General features: G+C 62.8%; 26 protein-coding genes and 1 pseudogene. 5 read left to right on the plus strand and 22 right to left on the minus strand.

From position 1 onward, the window contains the following. Nucleotides 1–12: 12 nt before the first annotated feature. The 9 genes from ACLEJP_RS00705 to ACLEJP_RS00745 all read right to left on the minus strand — a co-directional run bounded on the left by ACLEJP_RS00705 (nucleotide 13) and on the right by ACLEJP_RS00745 (nucleotide 7,555). Nucleotides 13–876 (minus strand): metal ABC transporter solute-binding protein, Zn/Mn family, encoded by an 864-nt coding sequence (locus ACLEJP_RS00705; protein ID WP_440803632.1) that lies wholly within the window; start codon nucleotides 874–876, stop codon nucleotides 13–15. Continuing rightward, the gene (locus ACLEJP_RS00710; protein ID WP_440803634.1) at nucleotides 873–1,772 is read right to left on the minus strand and encodes a metal ABC transporter permease; all 900 of its coding nucleotides are present in this window, start codon (nucleotides 1,770–1,772) and stop codon (nucleotides 873–875) included. Before ACLEJP_RS00710 ends, ACLEJP_RS00705 begins: the two co-directional genes overlap by 4 nt. Next, the gene (locus ACLEJP_RS00715) at nucleotides 1,772–2,518 is read right to left on the minus strand and encodes a metal ABC transporter ATP-binding protein (protein WP_440803636.1); all 747 of its coding nucleotides are present in this window, start codon (nucleotides 2,516–2,518) and stop codon (nucleotides 1,772–1,774) included. The genes ACLEJP_RS00710 and ACLEJP_RS00715 overlap by 1 nt, the downstream gene beginning before the upstream one ends. Continuing rightward, nucleotides 2,515–3,417, minus strand: coding sequence for a metal ABC transporter substrate-binding protein (locus tag ACLEJP_RS00720; protein ID WP_440803638.1), 903 nt, complete (start codon nucleotides 3,415–3,417; stop codon nucleotides 2,515–2,517). The genes ACLEJP_RS00715 and ACLEJP_RS00720 overlap by 4 nt, the downstream gene beginning before the upstream one ends. A gap of 16 nt (nucleotides 3,418–3,433) precedes the next feature. Continuing rightward, entirely contained in the window at nucleotides 3,434–4,003 is a 570-nt protein-coding gene (locus tag ACLEJP_RS00725; RefSeq protein WP_440803640.1) for a DUF6162 family protein, read from the minus strand. After that, complete coding sequence (locus tag ACLEJP_RS00730) at nucleotides 4,000–4,320, minus strand: hypothetical protein (RefSeq protein WP_440803643.1); 321 nt, start codon at nucleotides 4,318–4,320, stop codon at nucleotides 4,000–4,002. The genes ACLEJP_RS00725 and ACLEJP_RS00730 overlap by 4 nt, the downstream gene beginning before the upstream one ends. After that, nucleotides 4,317–4,856: a thiamine pyrophosphate-binding protein gene (locus ACLEJP_RS00735; RefSeq protein ID WP_289132128.1), complete on the minus strand. Its 540-nt coding sequence runs from the start codon at nucleotides 4,854–4,856 to the stop codon at nucleotides 4,317–4,319. Before ACLEJP_RS00735 ends, ACLEJP_RS00730 begins: the two co-directional genes overlap by 4 nt. Further along, a complete protein-coding gene (locus tag ACLEJP_RS00740; RefSeq protein ID WP_440803646.1) occupies nucleotides 4,853–6,046 on the minus strand; it encodes a PepSY-associated TM helix domain-containing protein in 1,194 nt (397 codons plus the stop codon). The genes ACLEJP_RS00735 and ACLEJP_RS00740 overlap by 4 nt, the downstream gene beginning before the upstream one ends. Nucleotides 6,047–6,220: 174 nt before the next feature. Further along, nucleotides 6,221–7,555: a lysine N(6)-hydroxylase/L-ornithine N(5)-oxygenase family protein gene (locus tag ACLEJP_RS00745; RefSeq protein ID WP_440803648.1), complete on the minus strand. Its 1,335-nt coding sequence runs from the start codon at nucleotides 7,553–7,555 to the stop codon at nucleotides 6,221–6,223. 204 nt (nucleotides 7,556–7,759) lie between these two features. Between ACLEJP_RS00745 and ACLEJP_RS00750 the strand changes: the two genes are divergently transcribed. After that, nucleotides 7,760–8,194 carry a hypothetical protein gene (locus ACLEJP_RS00750; RefSeq protein WP_440803650.1) on the plus strand — a complete coding sequence of 145 codons (435 nt, stop codon included), beginning with the start codon at nucleotides 7,760–7,762 and terminating at the stop codon, nucleotides 8,192–8,194. 164 nt (nucleotides 8,195–8,358) lie between these two features. Here the strand turns inward: ACLEJP_RS00750 and pbpG are convergent, their stop codons facing one another. The 4 genes from pbpG to ACLEJP_RS00770 all read right to left on the minus strand — a co-directional run bounded on the left by pbpG (nucleotide 8,359) and on the right by ACLEJP_RS00770 (nucleotide 11,383). After that, nucleotides 8,359–9,285, minus strand: a complete 927-nt coding sequence (gene pbpG, locus ACLEJP_RS00755) for a D-alanyl-D-alanine endopeptidase (protein ID WP_186675466.1) — start codon at nucleotides 9,283–9,285, stop codon at nucleotides 8,359–8,361. A 130-nt stretch (nucleotides 9,286–9,415) separates the two neighbouring features. Continuing rightward, nucleotides 9,416–10,567, minus strand: a complete 1,152-nt coding sequence (locus tag ACLEJP_RS00760) for a tyrosine-type recombinase/integrase (RefSeq protein WP_440804434.1) — start codon at nucleotides 10,565–10,567, stop codon at nucleotides 9,416–9,418. Beyond that, nucleotides 10,450–10,794, minus strand: coding sequence for a hypothetical protein (locus ACLEJP_RS00765; protein WP_258229932.1), 345 nt, complete (start codon nucleotides 10,792–10,794; stop codon nucleotides 10,450–10,452). The genes ACLEJP_RS00760 and ACLEJP_RS00765 overlap by 118 nt, the downstream gene beginning before the upstream one ends. A gap of 37 nt (nucleotides 10,795–10,831) precedes the next feature. Further along, nucleotides 10,832–11,383 carry a hypothetical protein gene (locus ACLEJP_RS00770; RefSeq protein WP_440803653.1) on the minus strand — a complete coding sequence of 184 codons (552 nt, stop codon included), beginning with the start codon at nucleotides 11,381–11,383 and terminating at the stop codon, nucleotides 10,832–10,834. Between the two features lie 37 nt (nucleotides 11,384–11,420). On the opposite strand from ACLEJP_RS00770, the gene ACLEJP_RS00775 reads away from it, so the two are divergent. Continuing rightward, nucleotides 11,421–11,939, plus strand: coding sequence for a hypothetical protein (locus ACLEJP_RS00775; protein WP_440803655.1), 519 nt, complete (start codon nucleotides 11,421–11,423; stop codon nucleotides 11,937–11,939). On the opposite strand, the gene ACLEJP_RS00780 is transcribed toward ACLEJP_RS00775, so the two are convergent. Genes ACLEJP_RS00780 through ACLEJP_RS00795 form a run of 4 tightly spaced genes read right to left on the minus strand, consistent with a single transcriptional unit; the run spans nucleotide 11,936 to nucleotide 13,330 of the window. Beyond that, nucleotides 11,936–12,340: a phage protein NinX family protein gene (locus ACLEJP_RS00780; RefSeq protein WP_440803657.1), complete on the minus strand. Its 405-nt coding sequence runs from the start codon at nucleotides 12,338–12,340 to the stop codon at nucleotides 11,936–11,938. The two genes, ACLEJP_RS00775 and ACLEJP_RS00780, sit on opposite strands and share 4 nt — an antisense overlap. Next, nucleotides 12,337–12,591, minus strand: a complete 255-nt coding sequence (locus ACLEJP_RS00785; protein ID WP_440803659.1) for a hypothetical protein — start codon at nucleotides 12,589–12,591, stop codon at nucleotides 12,337–12,339. The genes ACLEJP_RS00780 and ACLEJP_RS00785 overlap by 4 nt, the downstream gene beginning before the upstream one ends. Continuing rightward, the gene (locus ACLEJP_RS00790; protein ID WP_173879989.1) at nucleotides 12,588–12,839 is read right to left on the minus strand and encodes a hypothetical protein; all 252 of its coding nucleotides are present in this window, start codon (nucleotides 12,837–12,839) and stop codon (nucleotides 12,588–12,590) included. Before ACLEJP_RS00790 ends, ACLEJP_RS00785 begins: the two co-directional genes overlap by 4 nt. Further along, the gene (locus ACLEJP_RS00795) at nucleotides 12,836–13,330 is read right to left on the minus strand and encodes a hypothetical protein (protein ID WP_440803661.1); all 495 of its coding nucleotides are present in this window, start codon (nucleotides 13,328–13,330) and stop codon (nucleotides 12,836–12,838) included. Before ACLEJP_RS00795 ends, ACLEJP_RS00790 begins: the two co-directional genes overlap by 4 nt. Nucleotides 13,331–13,512: 182 nt before the next feature. Here ACLEJP_RS00795 and ACLEJP_RS00800 point away from each other — a divergent pair, with 182 nt between their 5' ends. After that, on the plus strand, nucleotides 13,513–13,812 hold the full coding sequence (locus ACLEJP_RS00800; RefSeq protein WP_440803663.1) for a hypothetical protein: 300 nt from the start codon (nucleotides 13,513–13,515) through the stop codon (nucleotides 13,810–13,812). Between the two features lie 49 nt (nucleotides 13,813–13,861). On the opposite strand, the gene ACLEJP_RS00805 is transcribed toward ACLEJP_RS00800, so the two are convergent. From ACLEJP_RS00805 to ACLEJP_RS00820, 4 genes are read right to left on the minus strand one after another with little or no spacing between them, the layout of a single operon-like run. After that, nucleotides 13,862–14,086: a hypothetical protein gene (locus tag ACLEJP_RS00805; RefSeq protein WP_440803665.1), complete on the minus strand. Its 225-nt coding sequence runs from the start codon at nucleotides 14,084–14,086 to the stop codon at nucleotides 13,862–13,864. Next, the gene (locus ACLEJP_RS00810) at nucleotides 14,083–15,090 is read right to left on the minus strand and encodes a DUF3850 domain-containing protein (protein ID WP_440803667.1); all 1,008 of its coding nucleotides are present in this window, start codon (nucleotides 15,088–15,090) and stop codon (nucleotides 14,083–14,085) included. Before ACLEJP_RS00810 ends, ACLEJP_RS00805 begins: the two co-directional genes overlap by 4 nt. Before the next feature lie 8 nt (nucleotides 15,091–15,098). Next, the gene (locus ACLEJP_RS00815) at nucleotides 15,099–16,943 is read right to left on the minus strand and encodes a DNA cytosine methyltransferase (RefSeq protein WP_440803669.1); all 1,845 of its coding nucleotides are present in this window, start codon (nucleotides 16,941–16,943) and stop codon (nucleotides 15,099–15,101) included. A gap of 11 nt (nucleotides 16,944–16,954) precedes the next feature. Next, the gene (locus tag ACLEJP_RS00820; RefSeq protein WP_440803671.1) at nucleotides 16,955–17,719 is read right to left on the minus strand and encodes a hypothetical protein; all 765 of its coding nucleotides are present in this window, start codon (nucleotides 17,717–17,719) and stop codon (nucleotides 16,955–16,957) included. Nucleotides 17,720–17,848: 129 nt separating this feature from the next. Here ACLEJP_RS00820 and ACLEJP_RS00825 point away from each other — a divergent pair, with 129 nt between their 5' ends. After that, on the plus strand, nucleotides 17,849–18,019 hold the full coding sequence (locus ACLEJP_RS00825; protein WP_440803674.1) for a hypothetical protein: 171 nt from the start codon (nucleotides 17,849–17,851) through the stop codon (nucleotides 18,017–18,019). Further along, nucleotides 18,016–18,186 carry a hypothetical protein gene (locus ACLEJP_RS00830; RefSeq protein WP_440803676.1) on the plus strand — a complete coding sequence of 57 codons (171 nt, stop codon included), beginning with the start codon at nucleotides 18,016–18,018 and terminating at the stop codon, nucleotides 18,184–18,186. Before ACLEJP_RS00825 ends, ACLEJP_RS00830 begins: the two co-directional genes overlap by 4 nt. An 80-nt stretch (nucleotides 18,187–18,266) precedes the next feature. Here the strand turns inward: ACLEJP_RS00830 and ACLEJP_RS00835 are convergent. Continuing rightward, a pseudogene (locus ACLEJP_RS00835) lies at nucleotides 18,267–18,681 on the minus strand (hypothetical protein). Nucleotides 18,682–18,748 lie beyond the last annotated feature (67 nt).

Here is an 18,748-nt window from a genome sequence, read left to right on the forward strand (position 1 = left end):
CCTGTGCCGGCCTCAGTCCTCGCCCAGTGCGGCCACCACCTGGTCGATACTGGCCTGCAGTCCGGCAAAGGCATCCTCGGGGTCACTCTCCACTACCACCAGCTTCGCCCCTGCCGTCCTGATCACTTCGACCACCGCCGGCTGCGGCTGGCGATGGTCCAGTACCACTGCCACCTCCTGTGCCTTCAGGTTGTGCTCCAGTGCCTGCAGTGCAGTGGCATCCCATGCGGCGGGCAGCGGCTGCTCCACCACATCCAGGTTCAGCCCGCTGGCCAGGTAGCCGAGGCGTTCCGACAGGCTCACCACGGTCAGGTTGTCGACCTTGGCCAGGCGTGTCTGGCTGCTGGCGGCAAGTTCCAGCAACTGGCGCTTGAGCCTGGCCAGGTTGCCCTGGATCGCCGCTTTGGCGTCCGGCGCGAGGCGTTCCAAGTCATTGGCTACCACGTCGGCCATGCGCCCAAGGTTGGTCGGGTTCAGCCAAGGGTAGGCGCCATAGGCATCGTCGTCGCTGACGGCAATACCAGGCAGCGCGCCGTCCACCGGCCGGGCGGCGTCGATCTCGACGATGCGGATATTGCTGCGCCGGGCCATCGGGTACAGCGGGTCGTCACGCCAGATCGAACGCACGCCGATCACTGCATCGGCCTGCTGCGCGGCGTCTTGCAGGCTGGCGCCACCACGCCCGCTGAAATACGCAGGCTGACGGCTGGCCGGCAGGTTGGCCGGTGCTGCGCGCTTGAGCTGCACCGCGGTGCCGTCGAGCAGGGCGCTGGCCAGGCTGTGAGTGACTGGCAGGCTGGTCAGCACCTGGGTGGCGAAAGACAGCGATGGCAGGCTGGCCAGGGCCAGCGCCAGGGTCAGGCGTTTGAGGTTCATGCCGGGTTTCCTTGCAGGCGGGGGACGAGGGCGCGGGCCAGCGCAGCCAGGGCAAAGCAGATGCCGGCAACCAGGATGATCGCGGCACCCGACGGCACCGGCAGGTCGAATACGATCGGCAGCAGGATGCCGAGCAGGGTGCTCGAGGTGGCAATCAGCACCGACAGGAAGAAAAAGCCCTTGAGCGACTGGCTGACCAGGCGCGCAGCGGCGGCCGGGATCACCAGCAGCGCCCCGACCAGGATCGCCCCGATCACCTTCACCGCCGCTACCGTCACCAGGGTCACCAGCACCACGAACAGGTAATCCAGGGGCTTCACCGCCACCCCGCGCACCGCCGCCAGCTGCGGGTTGAAGCTGGCCAGCATGATGCGGTTGTACAGGGGCACGGCCAGGGCCAGCACCAGCAGCGCGACGATGCCCAGCACCAGCAGGTCCTGGCCGCTGACGGTCAGCACCGAGCCGAACAGGACGTTTTCCAGGATATGCACATTGATCTTGCCCGCCAGCATCAGCAGCAGGCTGGCACCCAGTGCCAGCGACACCGAGAGGAACACGCCGATCAGCGTGTCCGGCGCTAGCCCGGTGCGGTTGCGCAGGAAGTTGAGCAGGATGCCGAACAGCAGGCAGTAGCCGAACAGGCTGCCGTAAGGGCCAGTGTAGGGTTCGCCCAGCAGGATGCCGATGGCCACGCCGGTCAGCGCCGCATGGCCGACCGCCTCGGAGAAGAAGGCGAAGCGCTTGACCACCACCAGGGTACCCAGGCCGCCCAATACCGGACCGATCATCAGCCCTGCCAGCAAGGCGTTGACGACGAAGCCGTAGGCCAGTGCCTCGGGCAGGTAGCCGGCCGTGGCCCAGCCCTGGACCAGCAGGCGCAAGGATTCAAGGCTCATCAGGCAAGCCCCCCGCTGCGTGGGTGAACGGAGAACAGCCCAAGCAGGCGCTCCGGGCTCAGGGCCTGGGCCGGCGGGGCATCGAACAGCACCTGGCGGTTGAGCCCGGTCACGCGGTCGCTCAGGCGCAGCACGGCCTGCAGGTCGTGTTCGATCCACAGCACGGTGGTGCCGGCCTGGCGCCAGCCGCGCAGCAATTGTTCGAACACCTGGATACCGGCTTCATCCAGGGCCGACATCGGCTCGTCCAGCACCAGCAACTGCGGCGCGGGAACCAGGCCCTGCGCCAGCAGGACGCGCTGGCGTTCGCCGCCCGACAGCGCGCCCATGCGCCGCTTGCGCTTGTCGAGCATGCCGACTCGCGCCAGGGCTGCGTCGATGGCCGGCTGCACCCGGCGCGACAGGCCGAGGAACGCAGGGCGGCGCTGGCACATGGCGGCCATGAAGTCGTCCACGGTCATTGGCAGGCCACGGTCGAACTCCAGCGCCTGCGGTACGTAGCCAATCACTTCGCGCTCACCAGGCCAGTGCAGGGTCAACTGGCCCTGGTGCGGCATCTGCCCGAGCAAGGTTTTGATCAACGAACTCTTGCCGCCGCCGTTGGGGCCGACGATGGCATGCACGCTGCCAGCGGCGACGCTGAAGCTGACCTGCTCGAGGATGCGCGTGCGGCCCAGGCACAGGTCGATGCCGGTGAACTCGATGCGCGGCCCGCAGGTAGCCAGCAGGTTGGCCGCGGCGGTCATGCGCGGTTCTCCTGGATGGCGCGCACGACGGTGTCGAGGTTGCGCTGCATTTCCACTTCGTACTTGTCCTTGGTGTATTCGCCATAGGAAATGTGCGTGAGCGGGTAAAGACGCACACCGGATTCACGCTGGATGGTTTCGACATAGGCGGACGGGAAGTCCATTTCCGAGAAGATCACCCGCACATCCAGGGCCTTCAGCTGGTCGATGGTCTTCTTCAACTGGGCCGGGCTGGGCTCGATGCCATGCGCGGGCTCGACCACCGCCGTCACCTCCAGGCCGAAGTCGCGTACCAGGTAGTCGTAGGCAGCATGGATGGTGGCCACCCGGAAGCTGGCGCCGGGCGCCTCGGTGACCTTGGCCAGGGCCTCGGCCCGCAGGGCGCGCAAGCGCTTGGCGTAGGCGCGGGCATTCTGCGTGTACAGCCTGGCGTTGTCCGGGTCGAGCTTGCCCAGTTCGCGAGCGATATTGTTGACCTGGGCGATGCTGGTGCTGATCGACAGGAAGGTGTGCGGGTTGACCACCTTGCCGGCACCACGGGCGGCAATGCCGGTGGCCGCCAGCAATGGCACGTTCTGGTTGGCCTCGATGGTGTGGATGCCGGGCTTTTCGCTGGCGGCGATCATGCGGTCGGCAAAATCGTCATGGCCCACGCCGTTGAGTACCACCACATCCAGCGTGCCGATGCGCTTGATGTCTTCCGCCCGTGGCTCGTAGGCGTGGGGGTTGAAACCTGCCGGAATCAACGGCACCACTTCGGCCTTGTCGCCGACGATGTTGCTCACATAGCTGTAATAGGGGTGCAGGGTGATGCCGATGCGCAGCGGCTTGCCGTTAGCGGCCAGGGCCGACAGCGGCAGGGCAAGGGCCAGGAGCAGGGCGAGGGCGGAGCGGAGCATGGAGGAGTCCTTGGATTCAGTGACGGTGTTCGCGGGTGACCCCGGCGTCGTAATGGCTGACCACCTGGCGCCAGCCGGCAGCGATCAATGCGGCCTGGCCGAGGTCGTCCGGGGGCGCAGCGGCGCTGTCGCGGCGCAGCCAGACATCCGCCTCGCCAGCACTGTCGCTCGGCACGATCAACAGCAGGCTGCCGGCCACTTCCGGGGCCTGGCTGCGCCCCAGGTAGGCTCCGGCTTGCAGCCATGACCACTGGTGGTTGCCGCGGCTCTGGCTGCCGGCATCGACCACGAACGGTGGCAGGCCTTCCTCGGCCAGGGCGCTTACGCTGGGGACGGCGGCGTTTTCTTCACGCAGCAGGCGGATTTCGTCGAAGGCCACCCGCAGGTCGGTGTACAGGCCTTGCTCGGCGGCGGTGAGGTCGCGCCGGGCATCGATCTGGTGGCTGGCGATGGCCTGTGCGTCCTCGCGCTCACCGCGCACCAGCACCACGCTGGCGGCGAGCACCACGATCAGCAGGCTGACCAGCAGCACGTAGAGGGTTTCGTGCCCGGCACCGGCCGGGCGGATCACTTGGCAGCGGCTCATGGCTGGGTGATATCGGCGTGGTCGACTTCCACCACATGCCCGGGGCCGGCATCGAACAGCACGTAGAATTCGCCGTCCGGGCGCTTGAAGGTCAGCGTCGAGTCATCACCGAGCTTGCCGCCGACCAGTACCTGTTCATCGTAGCCGATCACATCCAGCGTCACCCCAGGGGCACCGCTGCCATCCGAGAAGCCACCGGTGCACTTGACCTGGCCACCGGCCAGTCCTTCGCATTCGCACATCGGGTTGTGTGCCAGGGCGGGGCCAGCGCCCAGCACCAGCACAGGCAGGGCGAGGATGCGCAACAGGTGTTTCATTTCTTGTCTCCTTGTTTCTCGAGCCAGGCCACGGTGGCGGGCGATGCCTTGGCCAGGGGGACTGACGCCTGGTGCAGGCTGCCGTCCCAGCCTTCCAGGGTGATCCAGATCTGCGCGTCCGGGCGGGTGCGGGGCGGGATGGGCAGCGAAGTGCCCATGTGGTAGGGCGCGCCAAAGAAAATCGTGCCGGCGGCGCGCAGGCTGCGCGGCTTGCCGATGCGCAGGTAGGCGGCCTTGACCTCCTTGATACAGGCCTTGCACAACGAGGCGTTGAACACCTTGAAGTACCCGGCCGGGCCATCGGCGCGGGGGGCCTCGTCACGCAGCTCGGCCAGGTCGAGGCGGTAGGGGCCGACCTGGATGTCGCTGATCACATTGGCGCCAAGGCCGGCTTCGCCACGGAACAGCCTGGCGTCGGCGAAGTACTTCGGCATGAAGCCCAGCGGGATGAGAACCAGCAGGATATTCAGGTGGAAGCGCCACTTCAGCCACAGCTGCTTCAGCGGGCTGGCGGGCAGCGCGTGTGCCTTGCTCATGGGCGGACCTCCACGGTGCTGCCGGTGCGTGCCGGGTGCGGCGTGCGTTCGCTGCGCTTGAGCGCGGCGGCGGTGGCCTGGGCGGTGCGTCTGGTCCAGATCAGCAAACCGCTGAACACCATCAGGGTGAGGACCAGGCCGAAGAAGAACCACACCAGCTTGATCGGCAGGCCGCCGAAATCGCCGGTATGCAACGGGCGCATGGATTCGGTGACGACTTCCAGCGCCGAGCGGTCGCCGAGCAGGAACTGGCTGTCGATCTGGCGCGTATAGGGGTTCACCGAAGCGCTCTGGAACATCAGTGGGTACCAGCCCGGCCCGCCCAGGGTGACGTGGCTGTAGGCTGTGGCTGGCAGGGTGATGAAATTGACCTCCAGGCCCGGGATCGCAAGGCCGGCAATGCGTGCGGCTTCATCCAGGTCGATGCGCGGTGCGGGGCTGCCGTCCGCGGTTTGCGGCACGTCCTCGCGGGCGATCACCGGCACCACCGGGCGGCTGGAAATGGTGATGTGGTTGTCGAACAGGATCGCCTGGATCAGAAACCAGGTGCCGGTGATGGAGATGACTGCAATGAACCAGATCGACCAGACCCCGGCCAGGCGGTGCAGGTCGCCCCAGAAAATCCGCGAACCATGGCCGGTGCGCAGTGGTTTGAAGAAGCCTTTCCAGAATTTCTTGTACACCACCAGGCCGGTGACCAGCGACGCCAGCATGGGCAGCCCGAGCAGCGACACCAGGTACCAGCCCCAGCTGAAGCCATTGGTGAACGGCACCAGCCACCAGCCGTGCAGGGCACGGGTGAAGGCCTCGAAGTCGAAATCCGGTGTCTTGCCCTGGATCGCGCCGGTGTAGGGGTTGACGTACAGCGTCGGGCTGGTGCCGTCAGGCAGGGTGACATCGGCCTTGACGGCAAAGTGCGAGCCGTCGGGTTGGCTCAGGCGCTCGACCACCATGTCGGGCTCGGCCCTGTGCAACGCATCCAGCACCTGCTGGAAGCTCAGGCGCTCGACATCGCCATCGGGCTTGTTGGCGCGTACGTCCGGGTTGGCCAGCCAGACGATTTCCTGGCTGACCACGGCGAGCATGCCGGTGAAACAGACGATCAGAACAAAGAACCAGATCGGCAGGGCGAGCCAGCTGTGGACCAGGAACCAAAGCCTGGATTTCGATTTTTTCGCGGTTTTGGCCATCGGACAGTCTTCTGCAAGGGTGGTCGAGCGTGTGCCCAGCCAAAGAGGCTGTACTGATAAGGACGAATGAGAATCAAAATCCTGCCGTTTTAAATGCAAGTAAATGTTTCAGAAACACCAAGGCCGACCTGGGGCGTATGGCGCCAGGCCGGCCAGGCATTGGTTGGCAGCGGGTCAAGCGCGGCTGAGGGCGACCGCTGCCTGCTGCCTGCCGTGCAGCTGGGCCAGGTCCTGGTACAGCGCGCGGCCGATCTCCGCAGCGCGTGCCGGCAGCACCGAAAGCAGGGTGTCGCTCAGGCCGTGGCTGTTTTCGCAGAAGCCTTGCAGGTACACCGACGCCTGCAGGTCGGGGCTGGCCAGCACGCGGTAGTTGCGGTCGACGGTGAAATCGTCAAGGTAGCCGGCCAGTGGTGCCAGCAGGTCACGGTGCGAGCGGCGTTCGTAGCCGGTGGCGAGGATTACCGCGTCATAGCGGTGGGTCTGCTGCTGGCCGGTGGCAAGGTCACGCAGGGTCAGCTCCAGCCCTTCGCGGGTGGCCAGCACCGTTTCCACCTGACGTCGGCACAGCACGTTGTGACGGTACTGGTGCGCCACTTTCTGCCGGTAGAGGATGCCGTAGATGCGCTCGATCAGGTTGAGGTCGACCACCGAGTAGTTCGTGTTGTGGTATTCGCCGAGCAGCTTGCGGCGTTGGTCGGCCGGCTCGTTGTAGACCAGGTCGGTGTAGTCCGGGGCGAAGATCTCGTTGACGAACGGGCTGTCATCGGCAGGCTTGAGCGCCGAGCCGCGCAGAATCATGTCGACCTTGACCGACGGGTAGCTGTCGTTGAGGTCGATGAACGCCTCTGCGGCACTCTGGCCAGACCCGATCACGGCAATGCGCATCGGCGTGCCGGCGGTGCACGGCAGCTTGTTCAGGCTGCTGAGGTACCGGGAGTGGTGGAATACGCGCGGGTCATCCGTGAAGGCAGCGAACTTCTCCGGGATTTTCGGGGTACCGCCGCTGCCGACCACCACCGAACGGGTGCGGCGGCTGTATTCGCGGCCTTGTACGTCACGCGAGACCAGGCGCAGGTGTTCGACCCGGCCTGCCTGCACTTCCGGTTCGATACGCAGCACCTCCTCGCCGTACACCGCCTGGGTAGCGAAGTGCTCGGCGGCCCAGCGCAGGTAGTCGTCGTACTCGAGGCGGCAGGGGTAGAAGGTGCCGAGGTTGATGAAGTCGGCCAGGCGCTGCTTCTGGTGCAGGTAGTTGACGAAGCTGTAGGGGCTGGTGGGGTTGCGCAGCGAAACCAGGTCCTTGAGGAACGAGATCTGCAGCTCGCTCTGGGTCGCCAGGGTTTCGCCGTGCCAGCGGTAGTCCTGCTGCTTGTCGATGAACAGTGCATCGAGGGCATGGCCCTGAGACTCGGCGAGTTCTTCCAGGGCGATGGCCAGGGCCAGGTTGGAAGGGCCGAAACCCACGCCGATCAAGTCTTTTACAGTTTCCGTGTGTGCAGACTGGCTCATGGCTGCGATTCCATAGTGGTCGAATGTGGACGCACGCCGGGAGTAGGCCGGCGCCTGCGTAGGTACATGGGTTGGAACGAGCCACACGCCCGGGAATTTACCGGTGGCCGGCTGCGCGATTTGCACGCTGGGCTAAAGACCTGCGCCTGGCGGCCGATAGGCAGAACAGTCCAGGGACCATTTTTTTATTGCAGGGAGAAATACATGACCGCAATCGCAGCAATCAGCATCGGCAGCACGAGCCAAGTGTCGGGCAGCGCCTCCGGCGTCGCTGGCCAGGATGTGCAGAAGAGCGAAGAAAGCGGGGCCGGCACCCAGGCCGACCTGTCGAAAGTGAACGCTGGCAGCAAAGCCAAAGGCGCCGAGGGCAGCAGCGACAGTTCTGAACCTGCGCACATCAGGCAATTGCGCGAAATGATCAAGAAGTTGCAGAAACAGTTGGCCGACGAGCAGAAGCAACTGGCTCTGGTGATGGCTCAGCAAATGGAAGAAACGGCCAAGCTGGCGGCCGTGAGTGCCAGGCAGGCGAGCATCGCCACGCTCAATGGTGAAATCCTGCAGGCCACCGCGCAGTTGCTCGAAGCGCTGCAGAAGACCGGTGGCAGCAGTGCGGGTGGGATGGTCAGTACCCAGGCCTGACGCTGGCAACGGCGCCCGCCTGGCCAGGGCAGCTGCCAGGAGGCTCTTGCAGGAGCGGATTTATCCGCGATGAGGCGCCGCGCGGGCGGCGCTCGATCGGCCAGGCGCCATTACTCTTTCGATGAACACGCCCTTGGCTTAAACGGCAATGTCACCCGGCACCGTCATTCTGCCGCCAGGCGCCCTTTGTTCTGCCGCTCCGCCTTGTACTGCATGGCTACCGCCGGCGCTGGCTTGGCGGCACCGGTTTCCAGCCACTGGCGCATGCGGCTGGCATCGGCGAAGTGGGTGTACTTGCCAAAGGCATCGAGGATGACCATGGCCACCGGGCGGTTGTCCATGCGGGTCAACAGCACCAGGCAGTGCCCGGCCTCATTGGTGAAACCGGTCTTGGTCAGTTTGATGTCCCAGTTGCTCTTGTTCACCAGGTGGTCGGTATTGCGGAAGCCCAGGGTGTAGTTGGGCTTGCGGAAGGCTACGGTCTTCTCCCGGGTGGTCGACAGCTCGCTCAGCATCGGGTACTTGCGCGAGGCCATCAGCAGCTTGGCCAGGTCGCGGGCAGTGGACACGTTCTGCGTCGACAGGCCGGTCGGTTCGACGTAGCGGGTGTGCGCCATGCCCAGGCTGCGGGCCTTGGCGTTCATTGCCTTGATGAACGCCGGGTAGCCACCCGGGTAATGGTTGGCCAGGGTATTGGCCGCACGGTTCTCCGACGACATTAGGGTAATCAGCAAGGTTTCGCGGCGGTCCAGCTGGCTGCCCAGGCGCACACGCGAATACACGCCTTTCATTTCCGGGTTGTTGGCGATGGTCATGGTGAGCATTTCATCCATGGGCTGCTTGGCGTCGAGCACTACCATGGCGGTCATCAGCTTGGTCACCGAGGCGATCGGCACCACGCGGTCGGCGTGGTTCGAATACAACTCCTGGTTGGTGTTCAGGTCGATCAGCAAAGCGCTGCCCGAAGCCAGGTGCAGCTTGGACGGGTCACGTTGAACCTGGGCCGGGGATTGTGCAGCAGCGGTCGACGGGAGGGTCGCGGTACCTGTGAGCAACAGCAGCAGGCTGAGAATGGACAGGGATGTTTTCACGTTGAGGCTCACTAAAAGTTGGTATGTCGTTGGCTGTGCAAGGGTTTTCCCCCAAAAACCGCTGCATTCTGGAGTATGGCCGAATTGCTGTCGAATGCCTTATGACTAAAGGGCGCAAGGTGAACGAAATTTAATCCTGTACCAATTTTGTACCAATTACGCTCGTTTCAAGCTTCGCCAGCTCGGTCCAATCGTTCGCCGAATTCAGCCATTTCGCGTAGGTCGAAAGCAGCACCTGAACCGAGTGCCCAAGCTGCCCTGCAATGAATGCCGGATTCATCCCTGACATGAGGCACATCGTGGCATAGGTGTGCCGGCAGTTGTACTGGGGGCGATGCTTGAAGCCCTTCGCTTCGACTGCCTGGTTGAAGTGTTTACCGGCGGTTTCAGGTACGGTGATGTGTGGAGACGAGCCTGCTGGCTGGAAGATGAACGGCGACTCGGTCGACACACGGCGTTTTTGCTTGGAACGGTAGTGCGCGATGTCCTTGGCCCTGGCCAGCGCGCCTAGGGCCCGGCTGTTCAGCATCACGGTGCGGGTGTATTTGGTCTTGGTCCGCTCGACCACCTGCTTTTCGACCACGATCCGGCAGATGTGAGCCGTCTTTTTCTCGAAATCAATCTCGTCCCAGCGCAGCGCCATGATCTCCCCGGTACGCATCCCAGTGTAAAAGGCGAACTCGTAGAATGCTGCGAACACCTGGTTGCACCGGGAAAAGTTTTTGTACATCCATTCGATCAGGGCATCCGCTTCTTCCACCGTGAAGGGGTCGACCTGCTTCCTGTTCTTCTGCGGCAACTGAATTGATGCCGCCGGGTTCCTGTCCACTACCTCGTCAAACACAGCTGCGCGGAACATCGCCTTGACCCGGGCGATAGCGGCGCGCTTGACTGTCGAACTCTTCCACTCGGTCTTCGCGACCACCTCTCTCAGCACCATCGGCGTGACCGCTTTGATAGGCAGTGTTGCCAGATGGGGCATCCAGTAGTTGTTCATCAAGCCTTTGTAGTTGACCCGCGTGTCGTGCACAACCTCCAGGCAGTTCAGCCAGCTCTGAGCGTATTCGCCAAACATCAGTTCGCTGGCTGGCGCCGTGTAGCTCGAGTCCGGGAACAGCTCGGCGTATCGTTTTTCGTCCAATACGCCGTGCTTGGCCAGGCTGATTACTTGAGCGCGTAAATCGGCTGCCGCTTTGATCCCCTTGGCGGTCTGGGGGTACGCGAGAGTTTCGGACCGACGCTCACCGTTCCAAGTAAAACGGATCCGGATTGATTTGCCGATGAGTTCGACTCCAGTGGGTAGCCCCAGCTTCCTTCCAGCCACGCTTCGTATCTCCTGATGCTGTAAAAAATCCGGCCGTCGATCTTCTTCCAGACCCCCTCGGGGATCACGCCGCGGCTTCGCTTGCCTTCCAGGGCCCGCTTGGTCGTACCGACCAGCTCAGCCATTCTTTCCTCCGGGACCTTGTCGGATACATAGGCCACCGGCTGGCGTTCTTCGTCTTGCATGATGGTCTCCACGCCGCCGGTGGCGGCAGGTTGGTGGTTAGGCCAGCAGCACCTCGCGCACGACTTCCCAGAGTCGAGCGGCTGGCCATTGGTAACGGTCGAAGTCAGTGTCGGGCTGCATTCCGTAGCGGCAGGTGGAATGGGCGCCGCGCTGATACTCCTCGCGCTTCTGCATGATGGTGGCGACTCGGCCGTCTCCGCCTGGCTCGGTGCGATGGTAGTCATACGCGACTGTCCGGTACTCCCCGCCCGCGTAAACCAGTTCGGTGCCTTGGTGGACCATGTCGGCGCGGCCATCCGGCGTCCAGGGACGCCCGCCACCCGCCTGGCGCTTCCCTTCATGTAGGTACAACACGAACTCGCCTTCGGCGTGCCGCACGGGCTCGTATCGGTGGTTGATCTGTTCACCGACAAGCACGCGGGATACGAAGCTGAAACGGTGGTCGTGGATCGCCGAGTGCTCGAAGCAGCTGCGGCGGGGCAGTTCTGGGTGCCACACGTGCAGGCGCTGGTCGCCCTGCAGCTGCACCTGAACGAAGCCCAGGCCGTGGAGCGTGATCTTGTCGGTCATCACGTCTTCGATGATCATTGCGGTTCTGCCTATAGAGAAGGAAATGGGGGGGTAAATGGATCTTCAAAATTTCGACAAAATTAAGTTGTCGGTCGCTGCGAATATTGGTGCTGGTGTGTTTGGGTTGGTAGTGCCTGGGTTTCTAATGATTTTTGTTTGGGCGCCCACTCTTTTCGAAAGATTGGATTTCTGGAAGTTATTAGTTTTGTCCTTGTCGGTTTGTCTGCCAACATTTCTTCTTCCATTTGGAGTTTCAGGTATATTCCATAGGCTGCTATGTCATGATAAGCCTGACGACGTTGCACTGTGGGGGACGCCCGTGGATTGGTATCTTCGGCATGCTTTTAATAATTCTTTAAATATGTATACGATTATATTGATCGGCTGGCTTTTGGATTTTACGGTTTTGGGGATTGTTTGGTTTCTTGTTTTTTGTGGCTTGCTAATGACGGCTTTGGAGTATGCTCACCTCCTAATGTTCAAAAAGCGACCTAGTGCTCTCTATAATGTTTGGTTTATTTTGGACTCTGGAGAAAAGAATGAGGACAAAAATAAAACGGATTTAGCTAGTTAGTTGGCGCAGGTCGAAATCAGTTCTTTCGGCACCTGAACGGTATCGCCGATCTGGGCGGCGACGATTGCCAGCATCGACGAACCCAGAATGGTTTCTGCCCGGCCTTCGCCTTCGCACTCGGCTACCGGGCTCCAAACAAGGGCTGCTACTTCACTGGAGGCCGATGACTCGATCAGGCGCACGTGCTTATCAAGCAGAGGCCCGCCCAGCGCCCAGTCTTCCCACGGGTTGTAGCGCTTGGTGTGCTCGGTGGCGCTGGCCTGGTACCGGGCGAACACGCGCCAGGGATTGCCGTACTGCGGCGGCACCAGAATCAGGTCCAGGCCTTCCGCCTTGCCGACGGCCCAGCCCAGCGCCTCGCCGGCCAGATCGGCCGTCTTCACTTCGATCAGGTCGGTCATGGCTTGTACCCTCTGGCGCGCATGGCCACCGACAGGCTCTTGACCGACTGTGCATGCGATACGATCTCTCCAGAGCGCATGCCAGAAAGGTCGCCGCCGCGGGCGCAGTCAACAAACTGCTCAAGCTCCTGCACTTGAGCCGGGATATGGCCGTCGGAAGAACAGGTGACCTCATATTCGGTACCGTCGACGACGATGCTTCGGGGGTGGCGCCAAAGCCCTCGAACGACAATGGTGGTGAATTCGCTCACAGCTGATACCTCTCATCAATCCAGCGCCCAGGCGCCAGAGCGGGTGTAGGTTCGGGTTGGGTTTCGTGCGGGGAGAGCTGGCGCTCGTTGCCGGCCTGCAGCTGGCTGTCGGGGATGCAGCTGATGCCGACCCCATTGAGCAGGTAGCAGGTGACGCCGCGCTGGCTGTCGTGCTGCACGTCGATGACGTTCTCGGTTGCGCTGGCACTGGTGGCCAGCAGCAGGAGGCAGAGGGCGAGGCGGGTCATCGGCTCAGTTCCTCGTCCGGGTCGAAGCCGTAGCGCCGGCAAAGCGCATGCGCCACCCCCGACCCACAGCAGAAGGCGTCCTTCATGAGCACCCAGCGCGGCTGCTTCATTCTGGTGGTGCCGCGCACCATGCGCACCGCAGTGCGGAGAAGATCGCCTTCGGTGAACTCACAGCCGGAGAGGGTGATGGTGCGACTCTTCCCGTTCAGGTGCTCGAGCGCTGCCCGGAACTGCTCGATGTACTCTTCCTGGGTTGATCCCCACCGGTTGACCAGGCATTCATCGTCAACTGGACAGCCTTCATCTTCAGGCTCGTCGGAAGGGGTTCCAGGCACCATCATGAACTCACTCTCCACAGCCTGAAGAAGGTCGGAGAAGCGCTTTGTGTTCCTGACGTTTACCTCAAGAACGCTGATCGGATGCGAGTGATGCAGGCCGAAAATGTCGTAGATGCGCGCCAGGTCTGGGTGCAATTGGTTTTCTTCAGGCATGACTTCGTCCTTGGCCGCCATATCGCGGCAGTGAGTTGTACAAGTGGTTGTGTTCGGTACAAGAAAATCGGCCGGTGGTCCGATTCAGTTCTCAAGCTGCGATACCGAGATTGCGTCTCGCCTCGCTTTGTCTATGGTGAGAGTTCACCCTTGGCATACAACTAAAGTCGTAGGAGGTCGACATGAGGATTCGCGGTGAAGTTTTCTGGGAGTGGGCTGATCCGACGCTTCACCACCGTACTCACGACGAGACCCTCAGTGATGGGACGTACATAGATGTTCAGGTGCGACTGTCGCGCACAGGTAACACGCAAATGTTCATTGGGGTGTATGCCGCAGGCGGCATGGCCCTTCATGAGGAGGCATTCGATTCCCGTCCCGGTGAATCCATGACCAGGGCTTTGGCCTGGGGTGTGGGCCGGGCTCGCCGGATCGCCACTGAGGCACAGCCGAAGTTCGACAGGGTCGCCTGCGCGAAATAGAGGGAGAGGGGTTACTGCTGGGTGGAGTACAAATGTGCTCCTGATTGATTTAGCCTTGTGCGCGCATGAAGGCAGCCATGTCGCCCATCTGCTCAATGATTGCGCGCTCTTCGGCAGCTGAAGACTTGATGAGCTTCTTCTTGCGCTTCTGGCACAGCCGGCAATCGACATTGGCCCAGTCGCCTGACAGCTCGGAGGATTCCCCGAGCCAGGTGCCGCAGGGGGCTTGCTCAATGTCTTCCAGGTCGGTGAATGGTGCGAAGTGCGTCTTCACGACTTCGCCCTTGGCTTTGCGGTGCGCTGGAACATGTTGACGTCATGCGCTCGCGGCAGAACTCCTGGCGCGCTCGGCTTTGCGCTGGCGGATAGGGCTGCGCGCCCGTCAAGCAATGCATCGCCCTCGTCTGTGATTTCCCACCACGCCGGGCTGCGCTGCACTCGGTTGAGCAAGCCCAGTTGGACCAGAACATCAAACCAGGTTTTGCCAATGTCGGCGCCCTGACCATCCTCAGCGCAATCACGGAAGCGCTTGAGCTTTCGGATAACCGTTTGGGCGAACTGTGGGAGCGCATCCCGCTCGGCCAGCTGGGCGCGCAGGGCGTCGCGCTCGGCCCTTAACTGTTTCGCATCAGCCATCAGGGCATTGGTTACCTTCTGCTTTTCCTCCGCCTGCCGCGCAGCGTAGGCGATTGCCTGATTGGCGACCTCAAGCTGCTCGGTCAGCCGCTCAACCTCGCCAGTATCAGCATGGGTGTAGAGCTTGATGCCGGGCGCAACCGTCATGCGGTCCACAAGCCAGGACAGCCCGGCGGCAGGGTCCAGCCACGCCACCGGCTCGGCCTGGTGCTGCTCGGCTGGCTCGGTACCGGCCATCGGCCCCAGGCCAACAATCGGCAACCCCGTCGCCGCCGCATCCCGCTCTGCCTCTTCTTTGGTCCACCAGAAGGCAGTACCAACCATCCAGGCTATAGGCTCGGGATGGGGCTGCGGGGCTGGTTGGCCGTAGCTCAGCACGCACAAGTGATCTGGCAGGCCATAGTGCTTTTGCACATGGGTGATGGTCCGGCGTAGAACCGTGCCGGTGTAGTCGCGGGCATCGTCGACCTCGCGGAGCAGAACCGTGTCGCCGACGGCGAACTCACGGTCCGAGCAATCTCGGATCTCGCCGGTCTTGAGGCCGCTGAGCAGGTCAGCCAGCGGGGTCTGTCGGATCTTCAGTTCGTGCTCACGCGGCACGCTGACCATCTCTGTGTTGCTGGATCGGTTTTCTGTAGGCATGGGTAACCTCAAGCGAGACGTTCAAGTTGTTGTTGGATGCGCCGGCCGATCCAGCGGACGACGAACACCGCCTTGCTGTTGCCGATGGCCTTGTAGCGCGGGCCGTCCGGGCATTCATCGGCGGGCTTGCCGCGATAGGGAATGCGGGTGTGGTCGCCGGCGAAGCCTTGGAGCCATTCGCACTCGCGTGGTGTAAGTCGGCGTACTTGGGCGTTTGCCTGCACCGCTTGCACCTCCGCCCGAGCTTCGAGGGTGTAGGCGTGGTCGGCCTGAACTCCGACGCCATCTGGCCCGCTGGAGGGATTCTCACGGAGTGCTCCGGCCTGAATGGCGTGGGCGACGATTGGCTGGCCGCGCCCAGTACCATCTTCACTGGCGTCGAAGCCTTCGGCCTTTAGCGTATGAGTTACCTCGCCAGTGACGCACACCGCGACCTGGCCGCCGGCGTTCGGGTGGCTGGCGCTGTGACCCATGGCTCGAAGTGTTGGGGCGAGGTGCCCGGCGTCGGCGCCGTGATCCTTGCAACTGAAGGCGATGCAGGGCTGACCTTGGCCAGCCTTGCCCCCGCCGGCAGACAGAGTTCCAACTACCTGGCCATCGCCGCCTTCAAGCCGCACTTCCGCTCTGCTGTTCTCGGCAAATGCCAGAACCGCATTCTCTTGTCCGCTGTTTCTGCCCAGCGTATGAGCCATGCCTTGCAGGACACATGGATCCTGCGTCCCGTGCACTACCAGCATGCCGTTCTCAGCGTCCTGTTGGGTGGCACTGCCGGCCGCCTTGCCGTTTGCCTGGAGGGTTCCGGTTACCTGTAGGCCGCCAGCCAGGTCAAAATCAGTACCGAGGCCGCCGCCCGCGCTGGCTCTGGAGCTCAAGGTTCCGGTCACGTAAGCGTCGGAGTCGAGCCGGTGGCTTGCGTTTGGCTGCGCCCGGAGCGATGGGGCAATACAGAAGGTCTCGCTCTCTATGTCCAAGCGAGTGTCCTTGGCCGTCAGTGTGGCGGCCTGGCTGACATTTCCCTGGAGGCCGTGGCCGCCATATGCCGGCACGCCAGCCAAGACCTCGGCTGCCGGCCCGTCTTCGCCCTCGCAATTTGGGCATCCGTACTGGCCCAGGCCTAGATCGAAGATCCATCCGCAGCCGCACTGGAGTGCAGGGCCGAATGGAGCTCGGCCGGCAACGTCTTGCCCCTCGCCTCGGCGCGGCGCAGTATCCCGACGCACGCCTTCGCGCTCAAAAAGTACTTCGAGGGGATCGAACCCTGCTCGAGCACTTGCGACAACGAACACACGGCGGCGTCGTTGGGCCAGGCCGAAATATTGGGCATCCAGAATCCGCCATGCGACTGTTCGCGTGGGTCCATACACACAACCAGCGTCCTTCCATTTGCCCCCTGGCGGTTGAAGTTCTTCGGATTCGCCCACCAGGGCGCCGAGGAAGCAGCCAAACGCGTTGCCTTTGTCGGAGAGGACGCCGGGGACGTTTTCCCAGGTGCAGACGGCCTCGGGTTCGCCGCGCATGGTTCGAACATGGTCAATTGCATCGAACAGCTCCACGTATTTGATTGTGAGGGCCCCGCGCGGATCGGCCAGGCCTTCCCGCATACCTGCCACGCTGAATGCCTGGCAGGGTGTTCCACCGACAAGGACATCGGGCGCCGGGATCTTTCCGGACAGCACCCTAGCAGCCAGGCGGGTCATGTCGCCGTGGTTCGGCGTCTCGGGGTAGTGGTAGGCCAGCACGGCGCATGGGAACGGCTCGATCTCGGCGTACCAGTCGGCACGCCAGCCCAGCGGGTGCCAGGCCACGGTCGCAGCTTCAATGCCGCTGCAGACGCTTCCGTAGGTGATGGGCATAGGATCTCCGATCAGGCGCGGGCGATGATGTCGGCCTCGGCCAGCTCGCAGAAGAAGGAGCAGGCGGGCAGTTTCTCGTTGCGGCGCACTGGGCCATCGCCCAGGTCGCGAAGTGAGAAGCGCACGTTGGTGGTGCGGTTGCGAAAGAGGTATGAGCCTTCACCCAGGTCATCCTGGATGGCGCATAGCGCCTCGAACTGCTCTGGGAAGTCCTGGCGGATCGCCCGGAAGTAACCTTCTCCGCCCTTCACACAGCCGATGCAGTTGGCGTTGTCGTAGCCCATGCGATACATCAGGGGCAGCTCGATGCCGGCGCGCAGCAGGATGGCCTTGCAGTCATCCTTGCCCAGGCCTCGGTCGATCAGCGGGGCGATCACCGGGCGGTCGGGGTTTCTCTCCCTGAAGTCCTCCAGGCGGTCGGCCTCTTCGGCGGTGTAACCGAACACCATCACGTCGCCAGGTTGCTTCCAGGTGTCCAGCAAGCGCCGCTTGAGGATCTTGGTGCACGGCGCTCCGGTACGGCCTTTCATATAGCGCTCGCGCCGGAACACCTCATGGGCGTCGGCGCCGTACTTCTCGTCACGCAGGACGGTGATTGGCTGGCCGAACCAGGCTTCGCAGTCCTGGGCGAACCGTCGGTTGTCTACTTCCTCGTTGGCAATGAATGCGTTGATGATCTGCACGTCGTGCGTGCTGCCGTACTCGGCCAGGGCCAGCTTGGTGGCCACCGCCGAAGCGGCGCCGCAACTGAACTGGCAGACGATTCGATTGGACATGGTGGATCCTCGCCGGGGGGGCGTTCATCGTTTGAGAGGGGAAGGCGCTGGCTGATGGCACGGCGCCATATTTTGCGGGAGGGGTTGATCTTTGTTATAACGCCCGGCCATTTCACAGGAAGGAACCTCATGAAACGCACCGTCATTGGAGCAATGCTTCTAGCCATCACTGCGCTGACGCTTAGCGGATGCTGGGAATCCGAGGCCGACAAGAAAGCCAAAGAACAGCAGGAAGCCAGCGAGAAATTCTGGAATATCACCCCGCCAGATCGCAGCAAGGACAAGGGCTTCAAACCATGAAACGTGCTATTACGATCGCCATCCTGACAACGGCCTCAGCACTGCTTTTGAGCGGCTGCTTGGAGTCCGAAGCAGAGAAGAAGGCTCAGGAACAACAGGAAGCGAGCGAAAACCTCTGGAACATCACCCCGCCGGATGAAAGTCAGGACAAGGGCTTCAAGCCCTGATTCACTACTGACACTAACGCCGCCTATATAGGGCGGCGTTTTCGTTTGTAGGTAAGGCGCTGGCGGGCAGCGCCGGAGGGTCAGGCGGCGCGCACCTTGAAGGTCAGCATTGCTGTAGGCGTCGTCGTTGAAGCACTCGGCCAGTTCCTGATAGGCCCGGTACTTGGCCTGGCTGCGGGTCGCTGCCCACACGCGCTGCACATAATGGCGCGCATCGCCCAGCATGTACCGAACGTCATCCCAGTCGTACATGCCATTGGTGAGAACGTCCCACTGCTTGAGCGGCAGTTTCTCGACCATTTCGCCGTACTGCATCTCCCAGGTGGGGTGGTAGTTGCGGATGCGCTTCTTCGGGTCGCTGTCGAGGATGACGCCAATGTAGTGGCCGCGGTCGGCCATGATGACGCCTGGCTCGTCGTTGGCGATCACTCGGCGCCCGATCTCGGCCGGCACGTCGTAGTGGCGGCGGACGTAGTCGCAGTTGTAGTTGCTCATAGCTTTCTCTATGCATGGCGCCGCCCTCCGTGGCCGGATGCGGCATGGTGGCAATTTGGTCTGGGAT

This window comes from Pseudomonas sp. SMV7 (assembly GCF_052041995.1).
In the GTDB taxonomy this organism is placed as follows: Bacteria; Pseudomonadota; Gammaproteobacteria; order Pseudomonadales; family Pseudomonadaceae; genus Aquipseudomonas.

What these genes read in the sequence shown, in the direction of transcription:
- ACLEJP_RS00815 (WP_440803669.1), bottom strand. Translation starts at nt 16,943, where the DNA reads ATGCCCATCACCTACGGAAGCGTCTGCAGCGGCATTGAAGCTGCGACC.
- ACLEJP_RS00710 (WP_440803634.1), bottom strand. Translation starts at nt 1,772, where the DNA reads ATGAGCCTTGAATCCTTGCGCCTGCTGGTCCAGGGCTGGGCCACGGCC.
- ACLEJP_RS00730 (WP_440803643.1), bottom strand. Translation starts at nt 4,320, where the DNA reads ATGAAACACCTGTTGCGCATCCTCGCCCTGCCTGTGCTGGTGCTGGGC.
- ACLEJP_RS00720 (WP_440803638.1), bottom strand. Translation starts at nt 3,417, where the DNA reads ATGCTCCGCTCCGCCCTCGCCCTGCTCCTGGCCCTTGCCCTGCCGCTG.
- ACLEJP_RS00795 (WP_440803661.1), bottom strand. Translation starts at nt 13,330, where the DNA reads ATGCCTGAAGAAAACCAATTGCACCCAGACCTGGCGCGCATCTACGAC.
- ACLEJP_RS00800 (WP_440803663.1), top strand. Translation starts at nt 13,513, where the DNA reads ATGAGGATTCGCGGTGAAGTTTTCTGGGAGTGGGCTGATCCGACGCTT.
- ACLEJP_RS00750 (WP_440803650.1), top strand. Translation starts at nt 7,760, where the DNA reads ATGACCGCAATCGCAGCAATCAGCATCGGCAGCACGAGCCAAGTGTCG.
- ACLEJP_RS00780 (WP_440803657.1), bottom strand. Translation starts at nt 12,340, where the DNA reads ATGACCGACCTGATCGAAGTGAAGACGGCCGATCTGGCCGGCGAGGCG.
- ACLEJP_RS00770 (WP_440803653.1), bottom strand. Translation starts at nt 11,383, where the DNA reads ATGATCATCGAAGACGTGATGACCGACAAGATCACGCTCCACGGCCTG.
- ACLEJP_RS00740 (WP_440803646.1), bottom strand. Translation starts at nt 6,046, where the DNA reads ATGGCCAAAACCGCGAAAAAATCGAAATCCAGGCTTTGGTTCCTGGTC.
- ACLEJP_RS00725 (WP_440803640.1), bottom strand. Translation starts at nt 4,003, where the DNA reads ATGAGCCGCTGCCAAGTGATCCGCCCGGCCGGTGCCGGGCACGAAACC.
- ACLEJP_RS00765 (WP_258229932.1), bottom strand. Translation starts at nt 10,794, where the DNA reads ATGCAAGACGAAGAACGCCAGCCGGTGGCCTATGTATCCGACAAGGTC.
- ACLEJP_RS00820 (WP_440803671.1), bottom strand. Translation starts at nt 17,719, where the DNA reads ATGTCCAATCGAATCGTCTGCCAGTTCAGTTGCGGCGCCGCTTCGGCG.
- ACLEJP_RS00790 (WP_173879989.1), bottom strand. Translation starts at nt 12,839, where the DNA reads ATGACCCGCCTCGCCCTCTGCCTCCTGCTGCTGGCCACCAGTGCCAGC.
- ACLEJP_RS00715 (WP_440803636.1), bottom strand. Translation starts at nt 2,518, where the DNA reads ATGACCGCCGCGGCCAACCTGCTGGCTACCTGCGGGCCGCGCATCGAG.
- ACLEJP_RS00735 (WP_289132128.1), bottom strand. Translation starts at nt 4,856, where the DNA reads ATGAGCAAGGCACACGCGCTGCCCGCCAGCCCGCTGAAGCAGCTGTGG.
- ACLEJP_RS00830 (WP_440803676.1), top strand. Translation starts at nt 18,016, where the DNA reads ATGAAACGTGCTATTACGATCGCCATCCTGACAACGGCCTCAGCACTG.
- ACLEJP_RS00810 (WP_440803667.1), bottom strand. Translation starts at nt 15,090, where the DNA reads ATGCCTACAGAAAACCGATCCAGCAACACAGAGATGGTCAGCGTGCCG.
- ACLEJP_RS00825 (WP_440803674.1), top strand. Translation starts at nt 17,849, where the DNA reads ATGAAACGCACCGTCATTGGAGCAATGCTTCTAGCCATCACTGCGCTG.
- ACLEJP_RS00745 (WP_440803648.1), bottom strand. Translation starts at nt 7,555, where the DNA reads ATGAGCCAGTCTGCACACACGGAAACTGTAAAAGACTTGATCGGCGTG.
- ACLEJP_RS00775 (WP_440803655.1), top strand. Translation starts at nt 11,421, where the DNA reads ATGGATCTTCAAAATTTCGACAAAATTAAGTTGTCGGTCGCTGCGAAT.
- ACLEJP_RS00705 (WP_440803632.1), bottom strand. Translation starts at nt 876, where the DNA reads ATGAACCTCAAACGCCTGACCCTGGCGCTGGCCCTGGCCAGCCTGCCA.